The organism is Sphaerospermopsis sp. FACHB-1194, from assembly GCF_014696235.1.
GTDB classification, from domain to species: Bacteria; Cyanobacteriota; Cyanobacteriia; order Cyanobacteriales; family Nostocaceae; genus Sphaerospermopsis; species Sphaerospermopsis kisseleviana.
In genome coordinates this window covers 20,060-46,533 of the sequence record NZ_JACJPU010000015.1, presented here as the reverse complement: position 1 = coordinate 46,533, position 26,474 = coordinate 20,060, and the positions used below count along the sequence as shown (strand labels likewise).

24 protein-coding genes are annotated in these 26,474 nt (G+C 34.6%); 21 read left to right on the top strand and 3 right to left on the bottom strand.

What is annotated here, in order from left to right; translation table 11 throughout:
• Positions 1 to 221 precede the first annotated feature (221 nt).
• Positions 222 to 1,136, bottom strand: a complete 915-nt coding sequence (gene glsA, locus H6F45_RS11145; protein WP_137667718.1) for a glutaminase A — start codon at positions 1,134 to 1,136, stop codon at positions 222 to 224.
• Positions 1,137 to 1,193: 57 nt separating this feature from the next.
• Here glsA and H6F45_RS11140 point away from each other — a divergent pair, with 57 nt between their 5' ends.
• From H6F45_RS11140 to H6F45_RS11120, 5 genes are all read left to right on the top strand, one after another.
• Entirely contained in the window at positions 1,194 to 2,672 is a 1,479-nt protein-coding gene (locus H6F45_RS11140; RefSeq protein ID WP_190347205.1) for a thioredoxin-like domain-containing protein, read from the top strand.
• 287 nt (positions 2,673 to 2,959) lie between these two features.
• Complete coding sequence (locus H6F45_RS11135) at positions 2,960 to 3,319, top strand: hypothetical protein (protein ID WP_190347204.1); 360 nt, start codon at positions 2,960 to 2,962, stop codon at positions 3,317 to 3,319.
• Between the two features lie 81 nt (positions 3,320 to 3,400).
• Positions 3,401 to 3,589 (top strand): DUF4089 domain-containing protein, encoded by a 189-nt coding sequence (locus H6F45_RS11130; RefSeq protein ID WP_096565405.1) that lies wholly within the window; start codon positions 3,401 to 3,403, stop codon positions 3,587 to 3,589.
• Positions 3,586 to 4,968: an AtzE family amidohydrolase gene (locus tag H6F45_RS11125; RefSeq protein ID WP_190347203.1), complete on the top strand. Its 1,383-nt coding sequence runs from the start codon at positions 3,586 to 3,588 to the stop codon at positions 4,966 to 4,968. The genes H6F45_RS11130 and H6F45_RS11125 overlap by 4 nt, the downstream gene beginning before the upstream one ends.
• Before the next feature lie 162 nt (positions 4,969 to 5,130).
• Positions 5,131 to 6,231: a hemolysin family protein gene (locus H6F45_RS11120; protein ID WP_137667714.1), complete on the top strand. Its 1,101-nt coding sequence runs from the start codon at positions 5,131 to 5,133 to the stop codon at positions 6,229 to 6,231.
• 58 nt (positions 6,232 to 6,289) lie between these two features.
• Here H6F45_RS11120 and H6F45_RS11115 read toward each other — a convergent pair whose 3' ends face one another.
• The gene (locus H6F45_RS11115; protein ID WP_096565410.1) at positions 6,290 to 6,526 is read right to left on the bottom strand and encodes a hypothetical protein; all 237 of its coding nucleotides are present in this window, start codon (positions 6,524 to 6,526) and stop codon (positions 6,290 to 6,292) included.
• Positions 6,527 to 6,913: 387 nt separating this feature from the next.
• Between H6F45_RS11115 and H6F45_RS11110 the strand changes: the two genes are divergently transcribed.
• Positions 6,914 to 8,083 carry an FAD-binding oxidoreductase gene (locus H6F45_RS11110; RefSeq protein ID WP_190347202.1) on the top strand — a complete coding sequence of 390 codons (1,170 nt, stop codon included), beginning with the start codon at positions 6,914 to 6,916 and terminating at the stop codon, positions 8,081 to 8,083.
• Between the two features lie 295 nt (positions 8,084 to 8,378).
• On the opposite strand, the gene ilvD is transcribed toward H6F45_RS11110, so the two are convergent.
• Positions 8,379 to 10,073 carry a dihydroxy-acid dehydratase gene (gene ilvD, locus H6F45_RS11105; RefSeq protein ID WP_190347201.1) on the bottom strand — a complete coding sequence of 565 codons (1,695 nt, stop codon included), beginning with the start codon at positions 10,071 to 10,073 and terminating at the stop codon, positions 8,379 to 8,381.
• Positions 10,074 to 10,095: 22 nt separating this feature from the next.
• On the opposite strand from ilvD, the gene H6F45_RS11100 reads away from it, so the two are divergent.
• The 15 genes from H6F45_RS11100 to H6F45_RS11030 all read left to right on the top strand — a co-directional run bounded on the left by H6F45_RS11100 (position 10,096) and on the right by H6F45_RS11030 (position 26,431).
• Positions 10,096 to 10,263, top strand: coding sequence for a hypothetical protein (locus tag H6F45_RS11100; protein ID WP_190347200.1), 168 nt, complete (start codon positions 10,096 to 10,098; stop codon positions 10,261 to 10,263).
• Positions 10,264 to 10,855: 592 nt separating this feature from the next.
• Positions 10,856 to 11,602 carry a hypothetical protein gene (locus tag H6F45_RS11095; RefSeq protein ID WP_190347199.1) on the top strand — a complete coding sequence of 249 codons (747 nt, stop codon included), beginning with the start codon at positions 10,856 to 10,858 and terminating at the stop codon, positions 11,600 to 11,602.
• Positions 11,603 to 11,676: 74 nt separating this feature from the next.
• Positions 11,677 to 12,501, top strand: a complete 825-nt coding sequence (locus tag H6F45_RS11090; RefSeq protein ID WP_190347198.1) for a hypothetical protein — start codon at positions 11,677 to 11,679, stop codon at positions 12,499 to 12,501.
• Positions 12,494 to 13,369, top strand: coding sequence for a hypothetical protein (locus H6F45_RS11085; protein ID WP_190347197.1), 876 nt, complete (start codon positions 12,494 to 12,496; stop codon positions 13,367 to 13,369). Before H6F45_RS11090 ends, H6F45_RS11085 begins: the two co-directional genes overlap by 8 nt.
• A 272-nt stretch (positions 13,370 to 13,641) precedes the next feature.
• The gene (locus H6F45_RS11080; protein ID WP_190347196.1) at positions 13,642 to 13,797 is read left to right on the top strand and encodes a hypothetical protein; all 156 of its coding nucleotides are present in this window, start codon (positions 13,642 to 13,644) and stop codon (positions 13,795 to 13,797) included.
• 131 nt (positions 13,798 to 13,928) lie between these two features.
• A complete protein-coding gene (locus tag H6F45_RS11075) occupies positions 13,929 to 16,259 on the top strand; it encodes a hypothetical protein (protein ID WP_190347195.1) in 2,331 nt (776 codons plus the stop codon).
• Between the two features lie 98 nt (positions 16,260 to 16,357).
• Positions 16,358 to 17,473, top strand: coding sequence for a hypothetical protein (locus H6F45_RS11070; protein ID WP_190347194.1), 1,116 nt, complete (start codon positions 16,358 to 16,360; stop codon positions 17,471 to 17,473).
• A 17-nt stretch (positions 17,474 to 17,490) separates the two neighbouring features.
• A complete protein-coding gene (locus H6F45_RS26520) occupies positions 17,491 to 18,777 on the top strand; it encodes a hypothetical protein (protein ID WP_242052595.1) in 1,287 nt (428 codons plus the stop codon).
• Positions 18,778 to 18,781: 4 nt separating this feature from the next.
• The gene (locus H6F45_RS11060; protein WP_242052594.1) at positions 18,782 to 20,212 is read left to right on the top strand and encodes a VWA domain-containing protein; all 1,431 of its coding nucleotides are present in this window, start codon (positions 18,782 to 18,784) and stop codon (positions 20,210 to 20,212) included.
• A 45-nt stretch (positions 20,213 to 20,257) separates the two neighbouring features.
• Positions 20,258 to 21,283 carry a hypothetical protein gene (locus tag H6F45_RS11055; protein ID WP_190347193.1) on the top strand — a complete coding sequence of 342 codons (1,026 nt, stop codon included), beginning with the start codon at positions 20,258 to 20,260 and terminating at the stop codon, positions 21,281 to 21,283.
• 4 nt (positions 21,284 to 21,287) lie between these two features.
• Positions 21,288 to 22,097, top strand: coding sequence for a hypothetical protein (locus H6F45_RS11050; RefSeq protein ID WP_190347192.1), 810 nt, complete (start codon positions 21,288 to 21,290; stop codon positions 22,095 to 22,097).
• 96 nt (positions 22,098 to 22,193) lie between these two features.
• Complete coding sequence (locus H6F45_RS11045; protein WP_199301798.1) at positions 22,194 to 23,195, top strand: ARC6/PARC6 family protein; 1,002 nt, start codon at positions 22,194 to 22,196, stop codon at positions 23,193 to 23,195.
• Entirely contained in the window at positions 23,192 to 24,562 is a 1,371-nt protein-coding gene (locus tag H6F45_RS11040) for a serine hydrolase (RefSeq protein WP_137666797.1), read from the top strand. Before H6F45_RS11045 ends, H6F45_RS11040 begins: the two co-directional genes overlap by 4 nt.
• On the top strand, positions 24,559 to 26,037 hold the full coding sequence (locus H6F45_RS11035) for a vWA domain-containing protein (RefSeq protein WP_190347191.1): 1,479 nt from the start codon (positions 24,559 to 24,561) through the stop codon (positions 26,035 to 26,037). The genes H6F45_RS11040 and H6F45_RS11035 overlap by 4 nt, the downstream gene beginning before the upstream one ends.
• 10 nt (positions 26,038 to 26,047) lie before the next feature.
• On the top strand, positions 26,048 to 26,431 hold the full coding sequence (locus tag H6F45_RS11030) for a hypothetical protein (protein ID WP_096565431.1): 384 nt from the start codon (positions 26,048 to 26,050) through the stop codon (positions 26,429 to 26,431).
• Positions 26,432 to 26,474 lie beyond the last annotated feature (43 nt).

Below are 26,474 nucleotides of genomic sequence, written 5' to 3'. Positions count from 1 at the left end.
CAACTACTTGATATATAATACGGTGATATCAAGTATTGAATTGAGACTATTGCCGACGCGAAAACCAAGCAATGATGGTGGTAGTCTTTTTCAGAAACTTAATTGGAACACAATCGCGTCTGGCTAAGGCGTGAAAGTCTACTGAGGGATAACTGCTCCCATGCTCCCGTTGAAGTAGAAAGTAAAGTCTAGTTTTGTCTAGGTTTTATATAGCAGAACAATTAACTAAAAATACTCAGTTGCAAATTTTGGGATAAAGTTTCCATCAAGGTCAGACCAGCTACAGAATTACCTATACTATCTAAAGCAGGACTGTAGCTGGCTATAGCTCCTTGATTTGGTACTATTGCTATCAAAGCCCCACTTATACCCGATTTCATGGGTAAACCAATTTTGACTGCATACTGAGGAGAAGCTTCATATAGTCCACAAGTTAACATTAAAGCGTTAACAATTTGGCGATGTTGGGAATTTATAAAACTACTTTTACAGGCTAATAATTTTCCTAATTTCGCTAAATCTTCCACAGTACCAGAAATACAGCATATTTGCTCATAAGTGTCAAGAGCCAATTCAATATTTTCAATGTGTTGAGTTTGGTAGAGATATTGAGCGATCGCCACATTTACCTGAGAACGAGTAGCACGCACGGAAGCCAACATTTCTACATCTAAATATAGTTGACTACCGGCTAATTTATTCAACCACTGACAAAACAACTGAGTGCGATGATTTCCATTTTTACCTGGTAACTTATCAGCTAAAGTAATAGCACCACTATTAATCATTGGGTTGCGGGGATGTCCATGATCAGCTATTAACTGTTCTAAAGAATTAAAAGGCATTGCTGAAGGTTCAACACCAACCGAGTTTAAAACATTTGCCGTTCCTAAATGTTCCAACAGATATAGTAAAGAAAAAGGTTTAATCACACTCATTAAAGGAAATATACAAGCGTTATCTCCTAAAGTGTAATTTTCTCCTGACTGACAATAGATATGAACAGCAACCCAACTAGGGTTAGCTACAGCTAAAAGGGGTATCCGTTGCATCACACTTCCTTGTGTTGCTTGGTTTTTCCCTTGCTGAACCCAGAGAGATAAATTATTTATATTGATGTCTTGAAGTTTTACCAAAACGCTGATCTCAATCTTAAAATCTACAATAATCTTCTACAATAATCTAAAATTACTATGATTCCTCGTGTTAGATCGCCAGAATTACCAGAAAATTACCCTTGGTTAAATACAGATAAACCCTTATCTCTAAAAGCACTCAGAGGGAGAATTATCATTTTAGACTTTTGGACATACTGTTGTATTAACTGTTTGCACATATTACCAGACTTAAAATATTTAGAACGTAAATATCAAGAGATTATAACAGTTATTGGTGTTCACTCTGGGAAATTTGACAACGAGAAAGAAATTGAAAATATCCGTCAAGCGATATTGCGTTATGACATTGAACATCCGATTTTAGTTGATAGTGATTTTCGCGTTTGGGAACATTATACTATCAAAGCTTGGCCTACTTTAATTATTATTGATCTACAAGGATATGTGATCGGGCAATTTGCAGGGGAAGGACATCTTCACAAGATTGAAAACATGATCATTCAGATTTTGAGTAAAATCCCAAATCACATTAATATTCAACCATTAAAATTCACCTTAGAAAAACAGCATCAAACATTAATTACACCTTTAGCTTTTCCAGGTAAAGTTTTAGCTACACCAGACGGTTTATTTATTGCTGACTCTGGACATCATCGCGTAATTATGAGTAGTTTACAAGGGGAAGTTATTGATATAATAGGAATAGGTAAACGGGGTGTAAAAGATGGTAATTTTCAAAGTTGTGAATTTTCCGCACCTCAAGGAATGACTTATGATAGTGACACTAAAAGTCTCTACATTGCTGATACAGAAAATCATCTTTTAAGAAAAATTGATCTGCAAAAACAAATAGTAGAAACTATTGCCGGAACAGGGAAACAAAGTAATATCATCTATCCTCATGGTGGTAAAGCCTTGGAAATAGAATTAAATTCACCTTGGGATCTAGTTAAAGTGGGAAATTCTCTCTTTATTACCATGTCTGGAAATCATCAAATTTGGGAAATGAATTTATTAACAAATACCATTCATAGCTATGCTGGTAGTGGCGCAGAAGGTTGTGTAGATGGGAATTTTCAAGAATGTGCATTTGCTCAACCTAGTGGGATAACTACAAATGGTAAAGAGTTGTTTATTGCTGATAGTGAAACCAGTTCTATTCGGGGGGTGGAAATATCAGAAAATGGTAAGGTGAGAACTATTTGCGGTAGTGGGATGTTATTTGGTTTTGGTGATGTAGATGGAGTAGGTGAGGATGTGCGTTTACAGCATTGTTTGGGTGTAGAATATTTTAATCATCAGCTTTTTATTGCAGATACATATAATCATAAAATCAAATTAGTGAATCTGAGCAATGGGGAGTGTAAAACGATTTTATCAGGTGGGGAAAGTTGGGTTTTTTATGAACCTTCAGGGTTGAGTTTTTTTGGTGATTTTCTCTATGTTTGTGATACAAATAATCATGTAATTAGAAGGGTAAATTTAGAAACTTTGGAGGTGATAATAATGGAGTTTGCTGGTTTATGTGCGTCTGGTGTGTGTTTTCCATCTTGAGGATTTAAACAATAATTAACCGCAAATAAACGCAGATAAACGCAGATGATAATGGATGATTTTATGTAATCTTATCTGAAAACAATGTTACGTATTTTTACGGCATGATTAGTTAAATAATAAATATGATATATTTATTATTGATGTAATTGAGTTTAATGATTTAGTATATTACTTGTTAGGTTGATGAACATGAAATATAAATTTATTCCTTTAGACTGTGATGATGATATATTGCTGATTAACAAAGAATTTAATCTATCTCAATAGCTTAATGATGAGGTAAAATGATTGTAACAGTATCAATTAAAGATGAATACATTGAAGTTTTATCCGCATTAGGAGATTTACAAGAATCAATGGATTTGGCGCTTAAACAATATACTCTTGATAAGATTGCTGTAAAAATTGCTGAACTGCGTCACCGAGATATTAAGTATCAAGAAAAATATCAGTTAGATTATTCTAGGTTTTGTCAGAAAATATATGAAGATGAAGAATTTCTTCAACAAATAGAAAATTCTGTAGATAAAACATGGGAGATTGATTTAGCTGATTGGGAATTTTGTCATAAAGGAGTTGAAGATTGGATAGAAAAATTACAGACTATTTTGCTGACATATGTAAAATTCTCTAATTGTTGCTAATTCAATATTTATTTAAAGGAGTATTAATAAATATGATATAAAACAAGATTAATAACAAATCACAAATTAAGTATCAAAAACATGGAAAATCAAAATTTAAATACCCTAGAATATGTGAAACAAATGTCGTTATTATTGGAATTACCAATTAATAATGAATATAAAGATGGAGTAATTGCCAATTTTGAAAGAATCAAATCAATAGCAGAAGTAGTCAATAACTTCCCTTTACCAGAAGAAATAGAAATAGCAACTACTTTTGAACCATGAATGACGCTGTAAATATATCTCAAAATGTCTTATCAGGTAAATTTAGCGCAGTTGAAATTACCCAAACAACCTTAAATAAAATAGCCGCCAAAAATCAACAATTAAACTGTTTTACTGAAATTACCACAGAAACAGCTTTAAAAGATGCTGCCAAAATAGATCAAGAAATTGCTCAAGGTAAAAATCCTGGTATATTAGCTGGTGTACCTTTTGCTGTTAAAAATTTATTTGATATTGCTGGTTTAACAACTTTAGCAGGGGCAAAAATTAACGCCGAAAATTTACCAGCTATCCAAGATGCAACCGCAGTTGCTAGGTTGAAAAAAGCCGGTGCAGTTTTGGTGGGTGCGTTGAATATGGATGAGTATGCTTATGGGTTTGTGACAGAAAATGCCCATTATGGTACAACTTGTAACCCCCATGATCTACAACGAATAGCGGGAGGTTCTTCGGGAGGTTCTGCTGCTGCGGTTGCTGGGGGTTTAGTTCCTTTCTCTTTGGGTTCAGATACGAATGGTTCTATTCGTGTTCCTGCGGCTTTATGTGGTATTTTTGGTTTTAAACCTACTTATGGCAGGTTATCCCGTGCGGGTGTCAAATTATTTTCTAGTAGTTTAGATCATATCGGACATTTTGCAACTTCTGTGAGAGATATTGCGACAATATTTGATGTTTTGCAAGGTGAAGATGAGCAAGATCCGGTTTGTACAAAACGTCCGATTGATTTATGTTTACCACAAATAAATAATGATATTTCTGGGATTAAAATTGCCATTGCCGATGATTATTTTACCCAAAAAGCAGAACCAGCAGCTTTAGCAGCAGTGGCAAAAGTTGCTCATGCTTTAAATGTTACTGAATATGTCACAATACCAGAAGCGGAAATAGCTCGTGCTGCGGCATTTGTAATTACAGCTTGTGAAGGTGCAAATCTGCATTTAGAAAACTTAAAATCCCGTCCGCAAGATTTTGATCCAGCAACGCGAGATAGATTTTTAGCTGGTGCTTTAATTCCTCATTCTTGGTATATCCAAGCACAACGTTTTAGAAGATGGTATAGAGATCAAGTGAGAGAGATATTTGCCAATGTAAATATAATTATTGCTCCAACAACCCCAATTTCTGCCCCATTAATTGGACAAAAAACGATGATGTTAGATGGTGAAGAAATTCTTGTCCGTCCACATTTAGGGTTGTTTACTCAACCATTGTCTTTTATTGGTTTACCTGTTTTATCAGTACCAATTAAGGAGAAAAATTCTCTACCTTTAGGAGTACAATTAATAGCTGCACCCTATAATGAAGCTTTGATTTTAAGAGTTGCCGCATTTTTGGAAGCACAGGGTATTGTTTCTGGTGGTTTACTGCATGAATTTTGACTTCTGAGGTTTCGCCAAATAAATTATGAAAATCTGTGAAAATTTTTATATTGAGAAATTTCCAAATCGCGTTACAATCATTAAAGCTTAAATGAGTTAATTAGCTGATTCAGCTTTTAGCTAACTCCAACCATCTATCTATTCCCAAACTTGGGAAATTATATGTTACAGCTAGTAATTACTGTTTGTGTACTGCTTTTAGGTTCAGCATTGTGTTCTGCTACAGAAACGGCGCTGTTATCTGTTCCCACATTGAGAGTGCGACAATTAGCGGAATTTAAAAAACCTGCCGCAGTTGCACTTCTAGCGATTCGTGAAAACATGAATCGGCCTATTGCCACAATAGTAATCCTCAATAATATTTTCAACATTATTGGAAGTATTATCACAGGTAGTATTGCAACTCAAGTATTAGGAGATAGATGGCTTGGTATATTTTCGGGAATATTAACTTTTCTGATTATTATTTTTGGAGAAATTATACCCAAGACAATTGGTGAGAGATATTCTGAACAAATTGCTATACTCACAGCCATACCTGTAACGGGAATTTCTCTAGCTTTTACACCCTTAGTATGGATTTTAGAAAATGTCACTGCACCATTTTCTCAAGGGAGAAAAAGACCAACAACCAACGAAGCAGAAATCAAACTCCTAGCAAATATTGGTCAGCAAGAAGGTATTATCCAAAGTGATGAAGCAGAAATGATTCAGAGGGTATTTAGATTAAATGATGTGACAGCATCTGATTTAATGACACCCCAAATTATGCTGACATATATACGCGGTAATTTGACCTTGGCTGAAGCAAAAGCAGATATTATTGCTTCCCAACATACCCGGATTATTGTTATTGATGAATCTATTGATCAAGTGATGGGATTTGCTTTAAAACAGAGTTTACTTACAGCGATGGTGGAAGGAAGTGGTGAACAAAAAATTGCTGATTTAGCTAGAAAAGTGCGCTTTGTTCCTGAGATCATTCGTGCTGACAAACTGCTCAAAAATTTTATAGAATCCCATGAACATCTTGCAGTAGTAGTAGATGAATATGGATGTGTTGCTGGTGTGATTACTTTGGAAGATGTGCTGGAGGTAATAACTGGTGAAATTGTAGATGAGACTGATAAAACGGTCGATTTACAAGAAATTGCCAGGAAGAAACGAGCAAAAATGTTGCAGTCTATCAATACTCTTCATACTGGAGAAAAAACTGAAGAAAAACATGATAACTATGATCTAAAAATAGGAAACACAAATTAATTTAAAATTCCAAATTTTTGCAAAATAAGCTACGCGAAAAAAACTTAACATCCAGGAATTAAACATTGTGAACTCCCGGAGGATAAATAACTTTTCCTTGATATTTATCTTCATAACCTAAGAGTGGTTTCACCATAAAAAAGTCTTCAGGAACATTAAAAGGACATTCTATTTGATAATTTATGGCTGCTTGAAAACCAAAGGGGTGATAAAGTTTGGGATATCCCAAAACTACAACTAATGCTTCTCCTCTATTGTCTGCTAGTTCTAGTACAGCACGGCGTAAATAAACCAACCATTCTCAATCGCTAAAAAGCTTACGACTCACATTCCGCATAAGCGGAGAGTAAAAAAATAATTATCTCCAAAAACATTGTTTGGTAAGGGTTTTCAGGATTTTAGTTCAAAAGAACTATAAAATGTTTATTAGGAATTTATCTCATTTATTGAGAATATTTTTGGAGTAAAGTTTGTACAACCCTGAATCTTTCGTGATAATTATTCAGAATTGGATTTTATCTGCGGAATGTGGGTTACGACCTATTATTTTTGACTTTTGACTTTTGACTTTTGACTTCCGCGAAGCGGTACTAGTGTGTTGACTTTTGCTATGGTTGGATAGTCGAGGATATTTTCAGCACGGATTTTCATAATCAAATTGTAATTATTTATGTAATTTTTTATGAAAGTGTATGATTGGATTGTGGTTGGTGCAGGAATTACAGGTGCTGCACTTGCTTATGAATTAGCAAAAACGGGGTTTTCGGTACTGCTGCTAGAACAAGACAAAACACCACAAAATGCTACTCGCTATAGTTATGGTGGAATTGCTTATTGGTCTGGTACAACACCTGTGACACAACAACTATGTCAAGAAGCGATCGCTCGTTATCAAATCCTAGCGCCAGAATTAGATGCTGATATCCAATTCCGAGAATTAGATTTATTACTAACTATCGCTAATGATACTGAACCAAAGGTAGCAGCCGCATCCTATTCTCATCTTAGCACACCACCCCAGCTATTGAGTGTTCAAGAAGCTTGTGAGTTAGAACCATTACTCAATAAAAATGCTATCTCTGGTACTTTAACTGTCAAACATGGTCATGTCCATCCGCAAAAACTAAGGCAAGCATACATTCAAGCATTTCTACGTCTGGGGGGAGAAATACAGTTTACCAAAGTATTAGAACCTACATATATTTTTGCCGCTGACAAAAGTTTTAGAGGTGTAAAAACAACCACGGACACCTTCCACAGTGCTGATATAGCCATTTGTACTGGTGGAATGAGCCGAAAATTATTAAAATCAGTAGGTATTTCTGTGAAAATTTATTTTTCTCATGCAGAAATAATTGAAACTCCATCAGTGGATCTGCGGTTACGCACCTTAGTCACACCGGCGATTTTACAACGCCTTCAATTAGAAATTGCATCAACTCAAAATGATCAATTATGGGATCAACCTGGTGAAATAGTACCACCTATTTTAGATGCAGGTGCAGTCCAGTTTCTTGATGGTAGTTTGCGTTTAGGTCAAATTAGTCGTATTCTTACAGATCCCCATGAACAAATTAACTCAGAGGAAAGTGAAAAATGGTTGCGAACAAGTATCACCCACATATTACCAGCTTTGGGAAATTTACCAGGAACTTGGCATCATTGTTTAGTTGCATTTAGCAAAGATAAATTACCTTTAATTGGTACTATTCCCGAATTTGAACATATTCATATTTTCTCTGGTTTTAGCAGTCCGTTTGTTTTTGTTCCACCTTTAGCACAACGCTTTGCTAAATTTCTATCTGGACAGGAAGATGAGATTATTGATCAGTTGTTGACGCTACCCGCCTGAAAAGGACGGGGATTCTTGTTTCAATGGTAGGGACAATTCATGAATTGTCCCTACATCTTTTTCGGACAGGTCTAATTAGGGGTTGCTGAGAAAGTCTTTCCGTGAGGGCATAGGAGTCAGGAGTCAGGAGTCAGGAGTCAGGAGGAGATTGGAAAATTTCTTTGCCATCTCTTGAAATCCCAAAAAATGCACACTTTTTCCGGTATACCCTTCAAAACCCTTGCACTAATTTCTGTGTTTATCAGCCTCTAACCTTTGATATATCAAGGTTTTAGGTTTATTCAGCAAACCCTAATTAATGATGATCGAACAAATCTAAATCTGTAACTGCGCCAACGCTACTAGAGGCTACGAGTTTAGCATATTTAGCTAACACACCTTTAGTATAGCGGGGTGGACGGGGTTGCCAGTTGGCACGACGACGGGCTAATTCTTCATCAGATACATTGATCTGTAATAACCGCGCATTAGCGTCAATGGTAATGCTATCACCTTCTTCTACCAAGGCAATATTACCACCAACTGCGGCTTCCGGGGCAACGTGACCAACTACCATCCCGTAAGTACCACCGGAAAAACGCCCATCGGTGATTAAACCCACGGAGTCACCTAAACCTGCACCAATAATAGCAGAGGTGGGAGCGAGCATTTCCCGCATTCCTGGACCGCCTTTGGGTCCTTCATAACGGACAATTACCACATCCCCAGCTTTGATTTTCCCTGCCAAAATGGCATCTAAACAAGATTCTTCTGATTCAAATACTCTCGCAGGTCCGGTAATGGCTGGTTTTTTCACTCCGGTAATTTTGGCAACTGCACCTTCAGTAGCCAGGTTGCCTTTGAGAATAGCCAGGTGTCCTTGGGCGTACATGGGGTTATTCCAAGGACGGATCACATCTTGAGCGGGTGATGGTTCGTCAGGAATATCTGCTAAAACTTCGGCTACAGTTTGTCCTGAGATGGTGAGACAGTCACCATGTAACAGGCCATGAACTAAGAGCATTTTCATGACTTGGGGAATACCACCGGCTTTGTGTAAGTCTGTGGCTACATATCTACCACTGGGTTTTAAGTCACAGATGACGGGAACACGACCGCGAATGGTTTCAAAGTCGTCTAAAGTGAGTTCTACACCAGCAGCACGGGCGATCGCCAGAAAATGTAAAACTGCATTGGTAGAACCACCCACGGCCATAATCACAGAAATGGCATTTTCTATAGATTTACGGGTGATAATTTGCCGGGGTAAGATTTGTTTACGGATAGCTTCTACTAAAACGGCTGCTGATTTGGCGGTACTTTCGGCTTTTTCCTCATCTTCTGCGGCCATTGTGGAGGAATAGGGTATACTCATGCCCATTGCTTCAAAAGCTGAGGACATAGTGTTAGCTGTGAACATTCCTCCGCAAGAACCAGCACCGGGACAAGCGTTACGTTCTACTGCGAATAGTTCATTTTCATCAATTTTACCGGCGCTGTGTTGACCTACTGCTTCAAAAGAACTGACAACGGTTAAGTCTTTACCGTCATATTTTCCGGGTTTGATTGTGCCACCATATACAAATATGGCGGGGATGTTCATGCGTGCCATTGCTAACATAGCACCGGGCATATTTTTATCACAACCACCAATAGCCAGCACACCGTCCATACTTTGCCCACTACAAGCGGTTTCGATAGAATCGGCGATGACTTCCCGGGAAACTAGGGAATATTTCATTCCTTCTGTTCCCATTGAAATGCCATCACTGATGGTAATAGTACCGAAAATCTGGGGCATTGCTCCCGCTTCTTTTACACCAATTTCTGCTCTTTGGGCGAGTTTGTTAATCCCCATATTACAGGGGGTGATGGTGCTGTAACCATTGGCAATACCGACAATGGCTTTGTTAAAATCTTCATCTTGGAAACCAACCGCCCGTAACATAGCCCGGTTAGGCGATCGCTGCACCCCTTGAGTAACTACTTTACTTCTTAAATTTTCTGCCATTTTTATTGATTCCTTCTGTACCATGATCGCTATTATGGCGATTTTTGTGGGTTTTGTAGACTCTGTAGATTTTGTAGGTTTTGTAGATATTTATTCTCTCAAAAAGTGGTCATTGGTTATTAGTTTCTTAGTTATTGATTTATTAATGATTGGCTTATTAATCATTGGTGATTATTTATGTATCAAATAAGTAGTCGTGTAAAATAAATTTTATAGTTAAATCTTATAGTTAGATTTTATAGTTAGATTTTATAGTTAGATTTTATAGTTAGATTTTATAGTTAAACGATGTTTTAAAAGTGCTATTCCGTGAAGTAATGTAATTAAAATCATGGTATAAGCTGTTACACAGCTAAATTGTATAATCCTAATATTCTGAACTCTTGTTTAACAGGCAAGATGCCTGTTCCACTTATACAAATTAAATGAACAACAGCTTATCACTTTAAATTACTTATTTTACAAATCTTTAGAAATTGTTAAAAAATTTTTTTTAGGTATAAATTAACTCCTATTAAAACCTCTCCCTTACAAGGTGAGATGCTTTAAAAAAACCTTAAAAAACCTTTTACGTAGTTATGTAATGACTTATGTAACAAGTGTAGAGATGTTAGTTTCTCGTAGATTTTTAGTTTTATTTTATACTTTTTGAACAAACTGCTACACAAAAAAAATAAAAAAAATAAAAAAAATAAAAAAAATATACTTCATTTCAAAACTGTGTCACAACTATTATCGTATAATTAGATTCAAATATATATAGTGTCATCAAAGTAATCTGTGTGGGAGTAGTATACATAGGCGATCGCGCAACAGGCAAGACTCACCTAGCACTAGAGTTAGCCAACCCCGATGGTGAATATGTCAAAGTTAGTAATCTCGATTATGACAATCTGAGATTGTTATTGCTGGATGAAAATTACCAAGGCAAGCCCACGGATGCAGTAGCACCATATGAATATTATTTAGATATGAATGTGCGGCTACCATCTGGGAACAAGCAGGTTTTAGTAAATTGGGTTGATACAGGGGGGGAGGTATGGCGGAAAAGTTGGCAAAAAGATAATACTGATCGGTGGATTCAATTTTTAGATCCTATTCGCAATAGTGAAGGACTATTACTCATTATTCCACCCCATCGGGGGATGACTTTTCAAGCTGGTGTGGATGTAGAACAGTTCCCCACACAGAAACAATGGTGTAATCGTTTTGAGAGATGGGTAACATTTTTCCATCAACAATGTCCAAAAGTCAGACATTTGGCTATTTGTATGAACAAAGCTGATTTATTTTGTAATTTATCCACAGAAGGAGGAAAACTAGCTTATAAACCCCACGGTAGTTCCCTCAACTGGCAACAACGACATAGTTATGTTTTACAAAGATATTTTCGTCCGATTTATTCCCAGATAGAAAAATTAAATCAAGGTATTGATGGCGGTTCTGTGCGGTGTTTCATTACATCTATTTACCATCGGAGTCTCCTAGAATTACCTTGGATTTATTTAGGTAGTTTTTTAGCTAAATAGGTGTAAATTATGTAGATATTATGGATATTATTCAACGATAACAAAGATTTGAAAAATCATTACAAGGGTGTGATATGGGCAATATTCACGTAATTGGACCACAGGCTTCAGGAAAAACTACTTATTTAGCAGCTTTGGCTTATCAACCAAGTAAAGCAGCTTGGAGAAAGAAAAATTTTAAAGTTCAAGCATTAAATGACGAAACCAAAGAATTAGCAGATAATGCAGAAAATATTATTGTAGAAGGTGCATCTTTAGAGCCTACTCAGACCTATGTTACAACCATTGATGATTTAAAAGTTTACTCATTTTTGATTGAAATCCAGAAAAAATGGCAAAAACCAGAAAAAATTAATTTAGCTGTCCGTGACTATCCAGGAGAAGTTTTTAAAGAATTAGAATCTGTATCTGCTGATCCAGTCCATGAAGAATTTATGAATGAGTGTTTAAGTAAAGATACTCAAGGGTGTTTAATTTTGTTAACTGAGTGGAAACAAGGAACAGATAAATTTTATAAACGAGTCTTCAAAAGGTTCATAGACTTAATGGATAAACAAGAAAGATTGCAGGATTTACGGTTAGCAGTAGCCATGAGTAAATGTGAAAGAGGGGAACTGTGGCCTGGTAGGTTAGATCCAGAAAATGATTTATTTGCCATTCATTTTCCAGACACTCTAAGATTTTTAAAAGACAATATTCCTAGTAAAAATCTACAGTTTTATGCTATTTCCACCTTTGGAGTTTTACACCGTACAGATCCACGACCAAATCGCAAAGAAGAATTAGGAAAACAGAACAGATATTCTGTTTTAAGAGAACCTGAACAATGGTCTCCCTATGGAATGATCTCCCCTCTTTATTGGTTGAGTACAGGTAAGAAGATGAAAGAAGATGCTTAATTTATTTAAAAGTAAAAATCAGACCCCATTACAAAGTAGTGTAGTGTTACGAGTGATAGGCGATCGCGCTTCTGGAAAAACCACATATATGGCTTCCTTAGCACGGTGGCCAAATGCTGATCCTGACAGTCCAGTGCAAGCTGTAACTGCTGTAGATGAAGGTGGAGAAGAACTGATCAGCAAAGCTCAGAATATCTTAGAACAAGGGTTACAACTAGAACCAAATAAGTTAGAGAATATTTCAGAGGTTACAAATTGCACTTTGCAAATAAGTCTAAAAGAAAAAAAAATAGGTTCTCCATTGTTTAACCTGAATATCAGTTCTAAAGACTATACAGGGGAATTTTTTAGTGACTTATTACATCAAAGTCAAAATCCCCAGTTAGAGGAATATTTAGAAGATTGTTTACAAGCTAATGGTATTATGTTTTTAGTTGATGGTAGCAGTCGCCGTAAAGACTTAGAATATGCCAATGGTTTAGACAAATTGCTGTTAGCACTGGATCGGAATGATATCAATGGCAGTAAGCGCCGAATTGCCTTAGTATTGAATAAATGTGAACAATCTGATTTATGGGTAAATCGAGATAAACCAGGATTTTTAGCATCAGCGCGGTTTCCCCAAGTTTGCCGCAAATTACAAGCTTGGCAACAAATGGGAGGAGGAGAGATAGAATTTTTTACAGCTTCTGCTTTTGGGATGTTGGGTAATAAATATCCCGAACCAAATGTTAACTTATTAAATAGGAGTAGAGGAGGAGTGAGAGCAGTAATTAAAAATCCTAGACTGTGGCGGCCTTTTGGTTTAGTTGCGCCCATTTATTGGCTGGCTAAAGGTTCACGTCATCCAGAGTTAGATCATCTATGAAAGAAGTTAGCCATTTTTGATCTTACCCTCACCCTCTCCTAGAACACCGATTCATTAATCGTAAGGGCGAAGCATTCAGACAGAATATCAATGGTTTTAGCGATAGGTTATCAGCCAAATGCTTCGCCCCTACTAAAACCAAAATTTTATTGTAAGGGCGAAGCATTCAGACAGAATATCAATGGTTTTAGCGATAGGTTATCAGCCGAATGCTTCGCCCCTACTAAAACCAAAATTTTATTGTAAGGGCGAAGCATTCAGACAGAATATCAATGGTTTTAGCGATAGGTTATCAGCCGAATGCTTCGCCCCTACTAAAACCAAAATTTTATCGTAAGGGTGAAGCATTCAGACAGAATATCAATGGTTTTAGCGATAGGTTATCAGCCGAATGCTTCGCCCCTACTAAAACCAAAATTTTATCGTAAGGGCGAAGCATTTGGACAGAATATGAACTGGTTTTAGCGATAGGTTATCAGCCGAATGCTTCGCCCCTACTAAAACCAAAATTTCAAAGCCTCTCTCCTTGTAGGTAAAAATAAAAAACATGATAAAAAATATGAGTTCACCAAACATTGAAATCCACGAATTTAGTACAGGTATTCACATTCAAAAACGCGATAATGGTTGGGTGTCCCTTGGTTTTACGGGACAATATATGAACGCTACTATTAACCCTATTCCTCAAGTTGTAGAAAGGGCGATCGCTAATCAAGAATTTGCTTTAACTGAAGGTGCATCTAGTGAAAAACCGGCAATTATTGGGCGGGTAGTAGGAAGCGGTGATGATGCTTGGTGTGTAATCGCTGTTGTTACACGAGGAGAGGATGAAGTGGGACGCAGTGCGGCTTTTTATCGTTATTTTTTATGTCAGGGAGATAACAGTTATTTACGGTTTATATTGGCTTGGTGGGAACAAAATCAAAAACCAAGATTTAACCCTTTAGATGTTAAAGATAGTCCTCATTTATTTACAGGAGAAACTCCTAAACCTGATCATGATCAAATAAATGAATATAAATCTTTACCATTTGCACAACAAAAACCGATAGTTTTACCAGTAGAACGGCAAATTGATTTATATACTCTTAACAGTTTAGCTATTAGAAAACCTAATGAATCTAAAAATGGTTTACCTGTATCCTGGGCGTTTAATGTAGAAGCACTGGTAAAACCAGAACGTTTCCAAATAATTCAACCAGCATCACAAAAAGCCTATGACGGACTAACACGAGCCATTGCTAATGCTGGTCAGATTGTTTCAGCAGTAAATTTTGATGAAGCAGCGTTAAAGGCCGGGATTCGCAGTTTAATGAATAGTTCCCAAGTCAAACCGGAAGCAGTGGAGGAAATTGTTAAAGCTGTAGAAAATGAGGAAGTTACTGATGAATATTGGGAGAATTTATTTAATGGTCAAGGTGCGGATAAAGCGATCAAGCAAAAAATTTACAGTCCGCAAATGGTAAGATTGATGACAATAAGGGCGATGGTTTTACCAGAGACTTTACCGCAGTTTTTGGCATGGTTGAAGATTCAACCTGGTAAGAAACCTGATGAAAATCAAATGATGTCTTTAGAGTTGCAAAAAGCTATTCGGAAATCATTCCCTAAAGAACAACTATCAGCAGGAATTAAATATCTATTACCCAAGTTATTAGATGAGAAAATATCCGTAGATAGTCTTAGTTGGTTGTTAGCGATGGAAGGTAGTGCTTGGGTTTATGCTCAAAAGGAATTTTTTAATGATATTAAATATGATTTACAATTAATTCATGATCATTGTTCTAATTCTAATAACTTATACCCAAATTCTGTTCTTAAAAGTCAAATTAAAACTCAAAATGATTCATGGCAAAATAATTTGAAATGTGAAAAGGAAATTTGGGAAACGTTAATACACAATTGGAAAGGTATTCAACAAAGACTCTATATAATCGAAGGATATCAACCTTTAGCTGAATTATTTGAAAATTTCAAAGAATATGATTTAGCTGCATATTTTTATCAAATCCAAGAGGGAGAAGTCAAAAAAGATTTATTTGATCTAGTAACTGATGCACCATACCGTCGCCGATCTTCATCTGTTGTTTTTGGTTTAAGTCTTGTACGAAAAAAGAATTTAATTGATCATGCCTTTGATTTTATTATTTTTATTGTGGAGTATGATATGAAACTTGGATTGGTTGTTCCTCTTTCCCTAGTAATCTTAGTCAGTGGTTGGTTTATCGGTACAAAAACTTGGCAATCTTATACTAGTGCAACTGATATTGAAAAATCTTTGTGTAGTAAGACTTTTAACGATCCTCAAGAGAACAAAGACTGTCAGGTTATATTGGTAGATAATGACATTTATGCTTTTAGTGAAATCAAGCAATTAATTCCAGCGATTGTAAATGATGTTGTTAATCAAAAAATTAACCCACCAACACCAACATCAACACCAACACCAACACCAACATCAACACCAGTAGATCAAAACGAGATAAAAGAACAAGTCTCAAGGAAGCTAGAGGAAATCTTAGAAAAATCAAGATTAAAAAACAATACAGAACCTAAACTTCAATACACAGATTTATCCCTTGATAAAAAAGCAACAGACTTAGTGATTCAACAGCAATGGGTGAGAGCAATTTATAATTATCAAATTGATAACCAAATAGAATATCAAAAAATCGCAGTTAATAATGGTGAAAAACCTAAATGTTTTTTCAGGATTTTCTTCTGTTCTGATCCTAAGAACGATAATTCTAATAACCAAACTGTTGAGGTAAAAAACTCTAAGCTTTATGAAAAGTTGACAAAAGATATTAAAAAGAAATTGAAAGATACTAAGGGGGTAAATAATAAACCATCCAGTTCAGTTCCCTCCTCTTTACAAGGGGAGGATTAGGGAGGGGTAAAATATTTGATACAGTATGACAGACTTTTCAAACAACTTCTCACAAAAAGTTGAATTAATCATCGCTATTCACAATATTCACAACTTTCATGAACTCACAAACACAAACATCACTAAAATTAGCGATTCGGAAATTAATCCACAGTTCCCAAGTCAAACCGGAAGCAGTGGAGGAAATTGTTAAAGCTGTAGAAAATGAGCAAGTTACTGATGAATATTGGGAAAATCTCTTTAATAATGAAGGTGCTGATATTGGAATCAAGCAAAAAATTTACAGTCCGCAAATGGTAAGATTGATGACAATAAGGGCGATGGTTCTTCCAGAGACTTTACCGCAGTTGTTGGCATGGTTGAATATTCAACCTGGTAAAAAAGTTGATGAAAATCAAATGATGTCTTTAGAGTTGCAATCTAAAATTACTGGATATCTCAAAGAACAAATAAAAGAAAAAATTATTCAGGGCATTGATTTGTTAATGATTAAGTTACTAAAAAAACAAATCACTCCTGAGATTTTAGCATCGTTCTTTCAGATGGAAGGTAGTATTTGGAATGTTTGTTATCAAGATTATGTGAAAATTATTAACTATGGTTTAAATGTGACTCCTAAATCTGAAATGCTAAATTCTCTGATGGATAATTTGTCAGATATAAGTAATAATTTAAGCAATAATCTAACATATTATTACCTGGATAATTTGTCAGATATAAGTAATAATTTAAGCAATAATCTAACATATTATTACCCGATGGCAAAACTATTTGAATTACTAGCAGAATACAAATTAGCTGCATATTTTTATCAAGTGAGTTGTGGCGAAGTTCCTCAAAATATTTTATCAAAAATGTCTCTGGATCCTCAAACTTATAAAGATCGTGATTCTGGCATTATTATTTATGGCTTGTATATCACACGCAAAGCAACAAAGATTGAGTTAATGTCCATGCAGATGATAGACTTTATGTCATATATCAAACGTGGTATTATTGATTGGGCTGGTAAAATATTTAATGTATTAAAATTTGTTATTCTGGGAATCATTGCCATTACAATAACTATAGGTAAATTGATATTTCAGGTTTTATTATTTCTCTTTTATGCGTCAATTTGTTTAGCTTTTTTTGGTTTTGCATTGCAAAACTTCGGGGTATTTTTTATACTAGTGGTAATTTACTTGATTGCCGCAGGTTCAAACAATAATTAAGCGGGGCTACAAAATTTATGAGAATCTACCTTTACATCATAGCCGGGATTACATCAGCCTTACTAGGCTGGAATATAGGTCAATTTTTCCTCACAGATTTAGGGTTATTATCACAATTTCCCGAAATTGTCTTATTTCCTTGTATAGCAATTTCCTTAGCATTTGGTATGGTGATAAATGAAATATTTATCAGCAACCCTACCAGACCAAAACGCAGTTTGCAAACTGCCAAACAACCCCTATTAATCGCCTTGGGATTAGGTACACTTTCTGGTTTAATAGCTGGTATTATTTCCCAAATTCTCTTTTTGCCAATTATTCGTGTACCTACACCTATAGTCAGAACATTAGGATGGTTATTAATTGGTAGTTCTGTAGGTATTGCGGAAGGTTTAAGTTGGCGGTGGTATAGTATAGAAGCTGGAAGTAAAAAACGCTTTCAACAAAGATTAAAAACTAGCGTTCTTGCTGGTATTGGGGCGAGTTTTACCGCAGCAGTTTTGTTTGAAATAATGCGATTAAGTTGGGGGACAATGCCGGCGGAATTTAAAGGTATAGAAGATCCCATTGGTTTTAGCATTTTAGGTCTTTTATTAGGTGCTGCTTTTAGTCTCACTAACTCCCCTAGTTATATTGCAGCTTTGCGGGCGGGTAGAGGTTTTGAATATGTGGAATTTAAAAATTTTCCTCGACAATATATAGAATTTAATCATGATGTTAAAGAATCTGTAGAGTCTGTAGAGTCTGAGGATGATGTTAAAGAATCTGTAGAGTCTGTAGAGTCTGTAGAGTCTGAGGATGATGTTAGAGAATTTGTAGAGTCTGTAGAGTCTGTAGAGTCTGTAGAGTCTGTAGAGTCTGTAGAGTCTAAAAAGGATGCTCAAAATCCACCAATACCAAATATCAATCAATCTTATCCTGCGATTGATAAGTCTTACCTATCATTTATCACAGAAACTGACAATATTAATGATGATGAAATTGAAGAAGGTTTATCAATTCAGTTACCTGGTAATGGTACAATCAGAATAGGCTGCACTGTTGAAAATACACATATTTCTATTCCTGGTCTACCGCTCCATGTTGCTGATATTAAACTAGAAAAAAGGACAGCTACTCTCATTCCAGATCATCAGTTTTTTTATGCGATAGAAGTAAATGGAACTAGGTTGAAGTCTCGACGCAGTATTCCTTTAAAACATAATTATGTTTTAACTTTTTATACAACAAGTGTCGATGGTATTAATGAAGAGAAATATTATCGTTTTGTCTACTATAACCGCTTTTTAGATCCCCAGGCTTAAAGACATGGTAAAAACAGAATTTACAACAGAATTTCCAGATGATCAAATATTGTCTGGTGGACATACTTCGACAAGCTCAATACAAGTCCTGCCCGCCCATCGAAAATCAAAAATTATCAGTAAACAAATCATATCAATTATAGGCATTACCAGCATTACAGGCAAGATGCCTGTTCCACAAGAGTTGATTAAAAATTGTTTGATTGGTAAGTCTTTAGCTGTATTTTTGTTGGTACTTGGTGCTTCATTTAATCCTACTTTAGCAGCAGTTAAAGAACCTGAAATTGTGGGTAGTCCTACAATTAAAAATGATAAAGTAACAGTTAGAATTAAGGTCAAAGATAAAAATGATAAACCTGTTATGGGTTTACAAGATACTAATTTTAAATTAACAGTTGATAATCGGACAGTCCAATTTAAACCTAAAGATTGGAAAAGTCCAGAAGAAAGTGTACCTCCTCCTGCTTGGATTATAGTTTTACTTGATTTTAGTGGTAGTATGAATCAGGTAGATAGTAGGGGAATCAAAAAAGTCACTGGTGCAATTAAGGCGATTCGGCAATTTACTAAAATTTCTGGAGAGAGGGGAGGAAATACACAAATTTCTATAGTTCCTTTTGGTAAGTCTGGCAATAATTGTCCTGAATATCCTGTGAATAAAGAAACTTTAGATAAATTTCTATCAGCCGATGATGTTAAACTAGGAAATCTTCTAGATTATTTATCTGGTTTAACTCCCTGTGCATCTACAGATTTATATGAACCTTTAACCAAAGCTGTGAATTTTTTAGGTAATGAAAAAGACTCGCGTTTTAAATTACCAGAAAATTCTTTCCAACCACAACCAAGACTATCAATAATTCTCTTGTCTGATGGTTATCATAATGCACTGAATGAATACGCTGATTTTGAGGCTTTAAAAAAGTTACTTAAAGGTCATGAAAACATTACAGTACATACTTTAGGTTATGGATTGACACCACAGGAATTAGGTATAAAATATAAATTAGGTAGACCGGCTACCCGTGGTGATATCAATACAAAAAAAGTTCCTGAAGCGGAATTTGTAGACCAAAAAAGATTAGCGGAAATTGCCAATTTAACGGGAGGTATTGCGGAGTTCTCTGGTGATGCAGAAACAATAGGAGAGAACTTACAATTATTTTTAAATGCTTTATTGGGAGAATATGAAATTACCTATACCCAACCCAATGCAGAACGAGGATCTAAACATAATATTAAAGTGAGGGTAACTGAAAAAGGTAAATCTGTGGATTCAAAACAGGTAGAATATATTATGCCTGTGTTTGGGCGATCGCTTCCTTGGGAAGTTCGTTTAATGATGGTTATAACGGTGTTATTTATCGTTATTGTAGGGGGGATAGTTCCTTTTCACTATTGGGGAAAATATCTCAAAGCAGAAGGTAATAGATGAATTTAAAGAATGAATTGAAAGAGTGCATTTAAGGAATACAAAGGAATGAACTTGATGAAAATTCTTAGATTTTATGTAAGTGCTTTGAGTTTTTATTTCCTGACTGGTTGTTTACCAATTCAACCACTTAATGAAATGGGTATTTTTCAGAATAGTTCTCAGAATAATTCTCAGAATAATTCTCAGAATAGTTCTGGATGTTCTACCCAACCAACCACAGTTTTAAAAACCAACGATGTTAAACTTGTTTCTCTCAATTCTCAAACCATCACAGAGTCAGGGATGGTGACAAATAATAAATCACTTGGTTACACTTTTATAGGGAAAACAGGTAATAAGTTAGTTTATCAAACAAATCAAAATATTTGTATTTGGGTTTATACACCAGATAATAAATTAATGAATAATCCTATTTTACCTGTTGATGGTAAATATATTATCCAAATTGGTGCTATGGAAGGTGCAACTACTTTTGATTTAGCATTGCAACTAGAAGATAATACCCAAGCTGTTAATTTATCATCTTCTCCTACACCTATAACAACGACTGAGATAGAAAAACCATCTTCTCCTAAACCTGTAACAACAACTAAGATCAAAAAATCATCTTCTCCTAAACCTGTAACAACAACTAAGATCAAAAAAACTCAGACACAAAAAACAACTAATAATATCTCACCAAAAGAAAATATTTCTGAAAAATCAATATCAGTATCAACAATACCAAATAGAATATCACCAGCAAAAGCTATAGAAAACTATTATACTATGATTAATAATCAACAGTATGATTCAGCTTGGGATATTTACCCCACAGAAGTTAAAGAAGACAAAGAATTACACCCTAATGGTTATGATTCTTTTATTGAATGGTGGACAAAAGTTAATTATGTCAATGTTAATAATGTTAGTATTGCATCGGAGAATAATGATTCTGCTATTGTCAATTTTAGAAGTCGCTATGAAATGAAAAATGGTAAATCAATTCCTGTGAGATTAAAATTTTATCTTGTTTGGAATCAAGAAAATGAGAATTGGTACGTTACTAAAATTAAGCTAATTAATTCATAAAAATATGAAAATATACCTAAAAAACTTATTTATTTACTCTACCATTGTAACCTTTATCACCTCACTCATAGCTTGTCAGAATGATTCTTTTTTACCTGATTTTACTACTTCCTCTGGTTGTAGTGAAAAACCTAAAGTTTCTTTGAATGCAAAAGATGTAGAAGCTATGGTACTAAATGAAAGTACAATTACAAAATCTGGTCAAGTCAGCATTAATAAATCAGTTGGTTACACTTTTATGGGTAAAACTGGTAATAAGTTAGTTTATCAAACAAATCAAAATATTTGTATTTGGGTTTATACACCAGATAATAAATTAATGAATAATCCTATTTTACCTGTTGATGGTAAATATATTATCCAAATTGCTGCTATGGAAGGTGCAACTACTTTTGATGTAGCATTGCAATTACAAAAAGATGCAGAAACTCCAATCTCATCAACCCAACCAACCACCTTAAAAACAAAACAGACAAAAAATTCAAATCGACAAGATCCTGCTGTTTTTATTAGAAATTATTATTTATCTTTAAACAACCGCGAGTATAGTCAAACATGGAGTAATTTATCAGATCAGTTTAAAAATTATTCTAGTAGTTATTCTGAATATCAAAAATGGTGGAATAGTGTTAAAGAAATCAAAATTGGTAACATTGAGATTGTAAACATTAGTAACAATACTGCTAGTATAGATGCTGAGTTATGGTATTATATGAACGATGGTAGAGAGTTTCAAGATACTCGCAATCGTATTTATTTAATATGGAGCGAAAATAATAATACCTGGCTAATTAATGACAAGTCTGAACCATGATGATCCAAGTTAATATTTATCCGAGATTTATCCGAGATTTATCTGAGATTTATCTGAGACTTATCTGAAAAAATAATTTTAGGGAAACTACATGATATGATCAAAAAGTTAATTGTGTGTTGTACCTGTCTATCTATCCTTGGTTGTCAAACAAACGTAAATCCACTTAACTCTATTTTTCAGAATAATGTTGTTACCTCCTCTGGTTGTGGTGATAAACCTACAGTTTCCCTAACTGGAAAAGATGTAGAAGCAGTTGCATTAGATGAAAATACAATTACGAAATCTGGTCAAGTTAGTGTTAATAAACATATTGGATATACTTTTACAGCAACCACAGGACAAAAATTAAATTACAGCACTGATGCGGATATTTGTCTTTGGGTGTTTACTCCAAATAATGAAATTATCGACGGTGGAGAATTGCCTAAAAATGGTAAATATATTATTCAAGTAGCTGCACCCCAAGGGGTAAAAACTTTTGATTTAAAAATAAGTTTAGGAAATTTAGAAACTGCGGTATCTAGTCCTACACCTGAATATACTCCTACACCTGAATCTAGTCCTACACTTAAATATACTGCTAGACCTAATACTACTAGAGCTAATACACCTGAATATACTCCTACACCTGAATATACTCCTACACCTGAATATACTCCTACACCTGAATATACTCCTACACCTGTACAGCCACAACATGATATTTCTCAAGAAGAAGCATTAGAATTAGTCCAAAGATGGTATGCAGCAAAACCTCAGATATTTGGACCTCCTTTTGATACTAGCTTGGTAGATCAATTAGCAACAGGAAAACTACATACATTTACAACTAAACCTGATGGACCAGTAGCGTGGTTAGAAGAAAATGATGCTTATTACAAATACAATTCTTCAGAAATACAAAGAGTTATTGATTTTTCTAATTCGGGAAAATTACCTTACATAAAAGTTAGAGTATCCGAGGAACTGTATTTATACGGTAAAAGAGGAATTGATAGACAAAATTCAGGATCTTACACTAATAATTTTATCTACGTTTTTGAAAAAGAAAACGGAACTTGGAAAATTTATGATTATAGGAAGGTAGCAAGATGAATAATAAAACTCGGATCAAAAAATATAAAGTCAATAAAAAAGTATTATTGAAAAGGTTGATTTTCCTTTTCTTGTTACCTATTTCCTTGTTAATAATTATTGTTAATAAATTGATTGCGAATCAATCTGAAAAATCTCTACCTACAGTTCAACTAGATGTTACTTCTAATCCTAGTATTAGTGGTAAAAATGAGATTTCTGTGCCTTTTAGTAAGAGTCAAATTCCTGTTTCTTTATCAAAGGAAAATATAACAGAAAAAACAATAGAAAAAACAACAGAAAAAACAGAACAAATGTCAACTACTTCTCCATTAATAATGGAAAATACTATACAATTTACACCACCAAGTATAGGACTGAACGAAACAAGATTGATTCAACCTGATGATTATAATTTAGAAAATCTACCAAATAAATATGCTAGTCTAGTTTATAATGTCAAGTCTCCAGAATTTAAAAGTAATGAAAATCTAGACAACATAGTTAATCAAATTGTAAATTATGTAGAAAATAAAGGTTTGCCGAGTGATAAACTATCTGTTAGTTTATTACAAATAAATCAGCCAGAATTTCCTACTTATTCTGGGTATTTATCAAAAGAACCTAGATTTACTGCAAGTGTAGTAAAATTATTTTGGATGGTTTATTTGTATGGAAATTACAACAGTAATCAGTTACAACAAGGAATCATTTCTGATAAAGATGTAAAGAAAATGATTCAGGATTCAGATAACGAATCTTCTAGTGTGATTGTAGATAAAATCTCAGGAACAGAATCAGGTAAATCTCTATCAGATGAAGAGTTACAAGACTGGCTGCAAAAGCGTTTAGCCATGAACTTATTTTTTCAAGATGCTGGTTATTATATAATTAATATCAGCCAAAAAGTGTTTCCTACTTCTTATAAAAAAAATGATGGACCTGTAGGCAGAGATTTACAAATTCGTCGTAGTGAAACAAACCCTATTCGCAATTATACTACATCTTATGATGTAGCAAGATTATTATATGAAATATATACCGAAAAATCAATTTCTAAACAATATAGTAGAAAAATGAAAAAATTAATGAAAAGAGATTTAGCGCCAGCAGCTTGGAAAAATAAACAATTTAATGCTATTGAGGGTTTTTTGGGTCAGGGACTACCTGAAGATGTTGAGTTTTATTCAAAAATGGGCTGGAACTCTAAAACTCGTAACGACGCAGCTATCATAATTAGTCCTGATGGAAAATGTAAATATATATTAGTTGTTTTTGGAGATGACCCAAGTTTTTTTCAAGATAAAACTTTATTTCCAGAAATCTCGCGTTTAGTTTACGAAAAAATGCTAAATAGTCCCAATACAATATCTGAATTAAATCCATGACAACTTTTAATCTACTTAATCGCTTAAAAAACAACAAACCTCTACTATTTGCAATATACGGCGCTGGCGGATGTTTGACAGCAGCAATTTTATTAGGAGAACCATTTTTAGCCTTAACTAAATCTGATACACCTACCCAAAACGAACCCCAAGCAATAGTTTTGTTAATTGACACATCCTCAAGTATGAGTGATGGCAAATTAACAGAAGTCAAAACCGCAGCTAGTAAATTTATAGAACGTCGTAATTTACAGACGGATCAAATAGCAGTCGTCAATTTTGGTATAGACGTTAAAACTGTTACTCCTCTGACAAACGACATTAACACTTTAAATAATGCCATTAGTAGTTTATCAGAAGATGGTTCTACACCAATGGCTCAAGGTATGGATGCAGCTTTAGGAGAATTACAAACAACTACATTAAATCAGAACATCAATAATAATATCATTTTATTTACCGATGGTATACCAGATGATCCCAATTTTGCTTATAATTCAGCCTTAGCAACTAGAAACGCAGGAATAAAATTAATTGCAGTCGCTACTGGAGACGCGGATATTAATTATTTAACTCAAATTACAGGCGATCGCTCTTTAGTATTTTATGCTAATTCCGGTCAATTTGATCAAGCATTTCGCAACGCAGAAGCTGTAATTTATCAACAATTAGTTGAGTCTAATTCTAGAGAAAACTATAGTATTGGTGATTTATTATTACGTATGAGTGGTTGGACAGCATTTTTAGCAATGGGAATATCCCTAGCTTTAATTATGGGACAAAACCGCTATATGCGTTTACCTTTATTAACAACAAAAAAAGGAATTATTGCCGTCAGTGGTAGTTTAATAGCAGGAACAATAGCAGGTACAACAGGACAATTATTATTTTTAATATTTTCACCTCTATCTAATATAGCATTATTAGAAGTTGGTAGAATTGCTGGCTGGGTAATTTTAGGAGCGTTAGTAGGAGGAGGTACAAAATTTTTCGTTCCTAATTTAAACCTCAAAAATGCCTTAATAGGAGGAACAATTGGCGGGGGAATTGGTGCTAGTGGTTTTTTAATTACTGCTAGTATTTTCGGTGATATTTTGGGGCGGTTATCCGGTGCATCTATCCTGGGATTTTTTATTGGTTTAATGATAGCGTGGATAGAACAAAAACAATTAGCATCAGCACCATATTTATTGGTACATTGGACACCCACCGAAAAAACAACATATTTATTAGGAACAAAACCAATTTTAATTGGTACATCTTTAAATGTGGAAATTCCTGTAAATTCTGCTGATGGATTTACACCAATTACTGCTAAAATCTTCAAAGAAGGAGAAAATATTATTATGGAATTTAATCAAGAATATGCGATGATGAAAAAAATGAAGAAAACAACTCAAGATTTAAAGATTGGAGATACTCGTAAACTAGGACAAATTACCATAGAAGTCAAGGATAAAACCGCTAATCAATAGTTAACTAATAATGGTTAAATATACATTTTACCTCAAAATCCAAAACTCCAACGAAAGGTATGAATACACCCTAGATTTAAACCCCATGCAAGAAGATACACCAGAACAGGTTTTTACTCCCACCATAAAAGAAACTATCCGTACAACATTACAAAATCTCAGCTTATCAGCAATCAAGGATCACCAACTTAATAACATTATTCAAACCTGGATAGAAGATATTAAAGAGGGTTATAGATTTAGTTCCCTAACTCTCAATTTAAGATTATTGATAGAGGAGAACATTGACAAATTACAAGAAACCGGCAATCAAGAAACCCCGAAAATTATTAACCCAGATATATCAGATATAGAACCACAATTTGGGATGTTACCACCTTTGAATTTTGTGTAATCATGTTTATTTAATTATTCAATAATCATTCAATAATCATTCA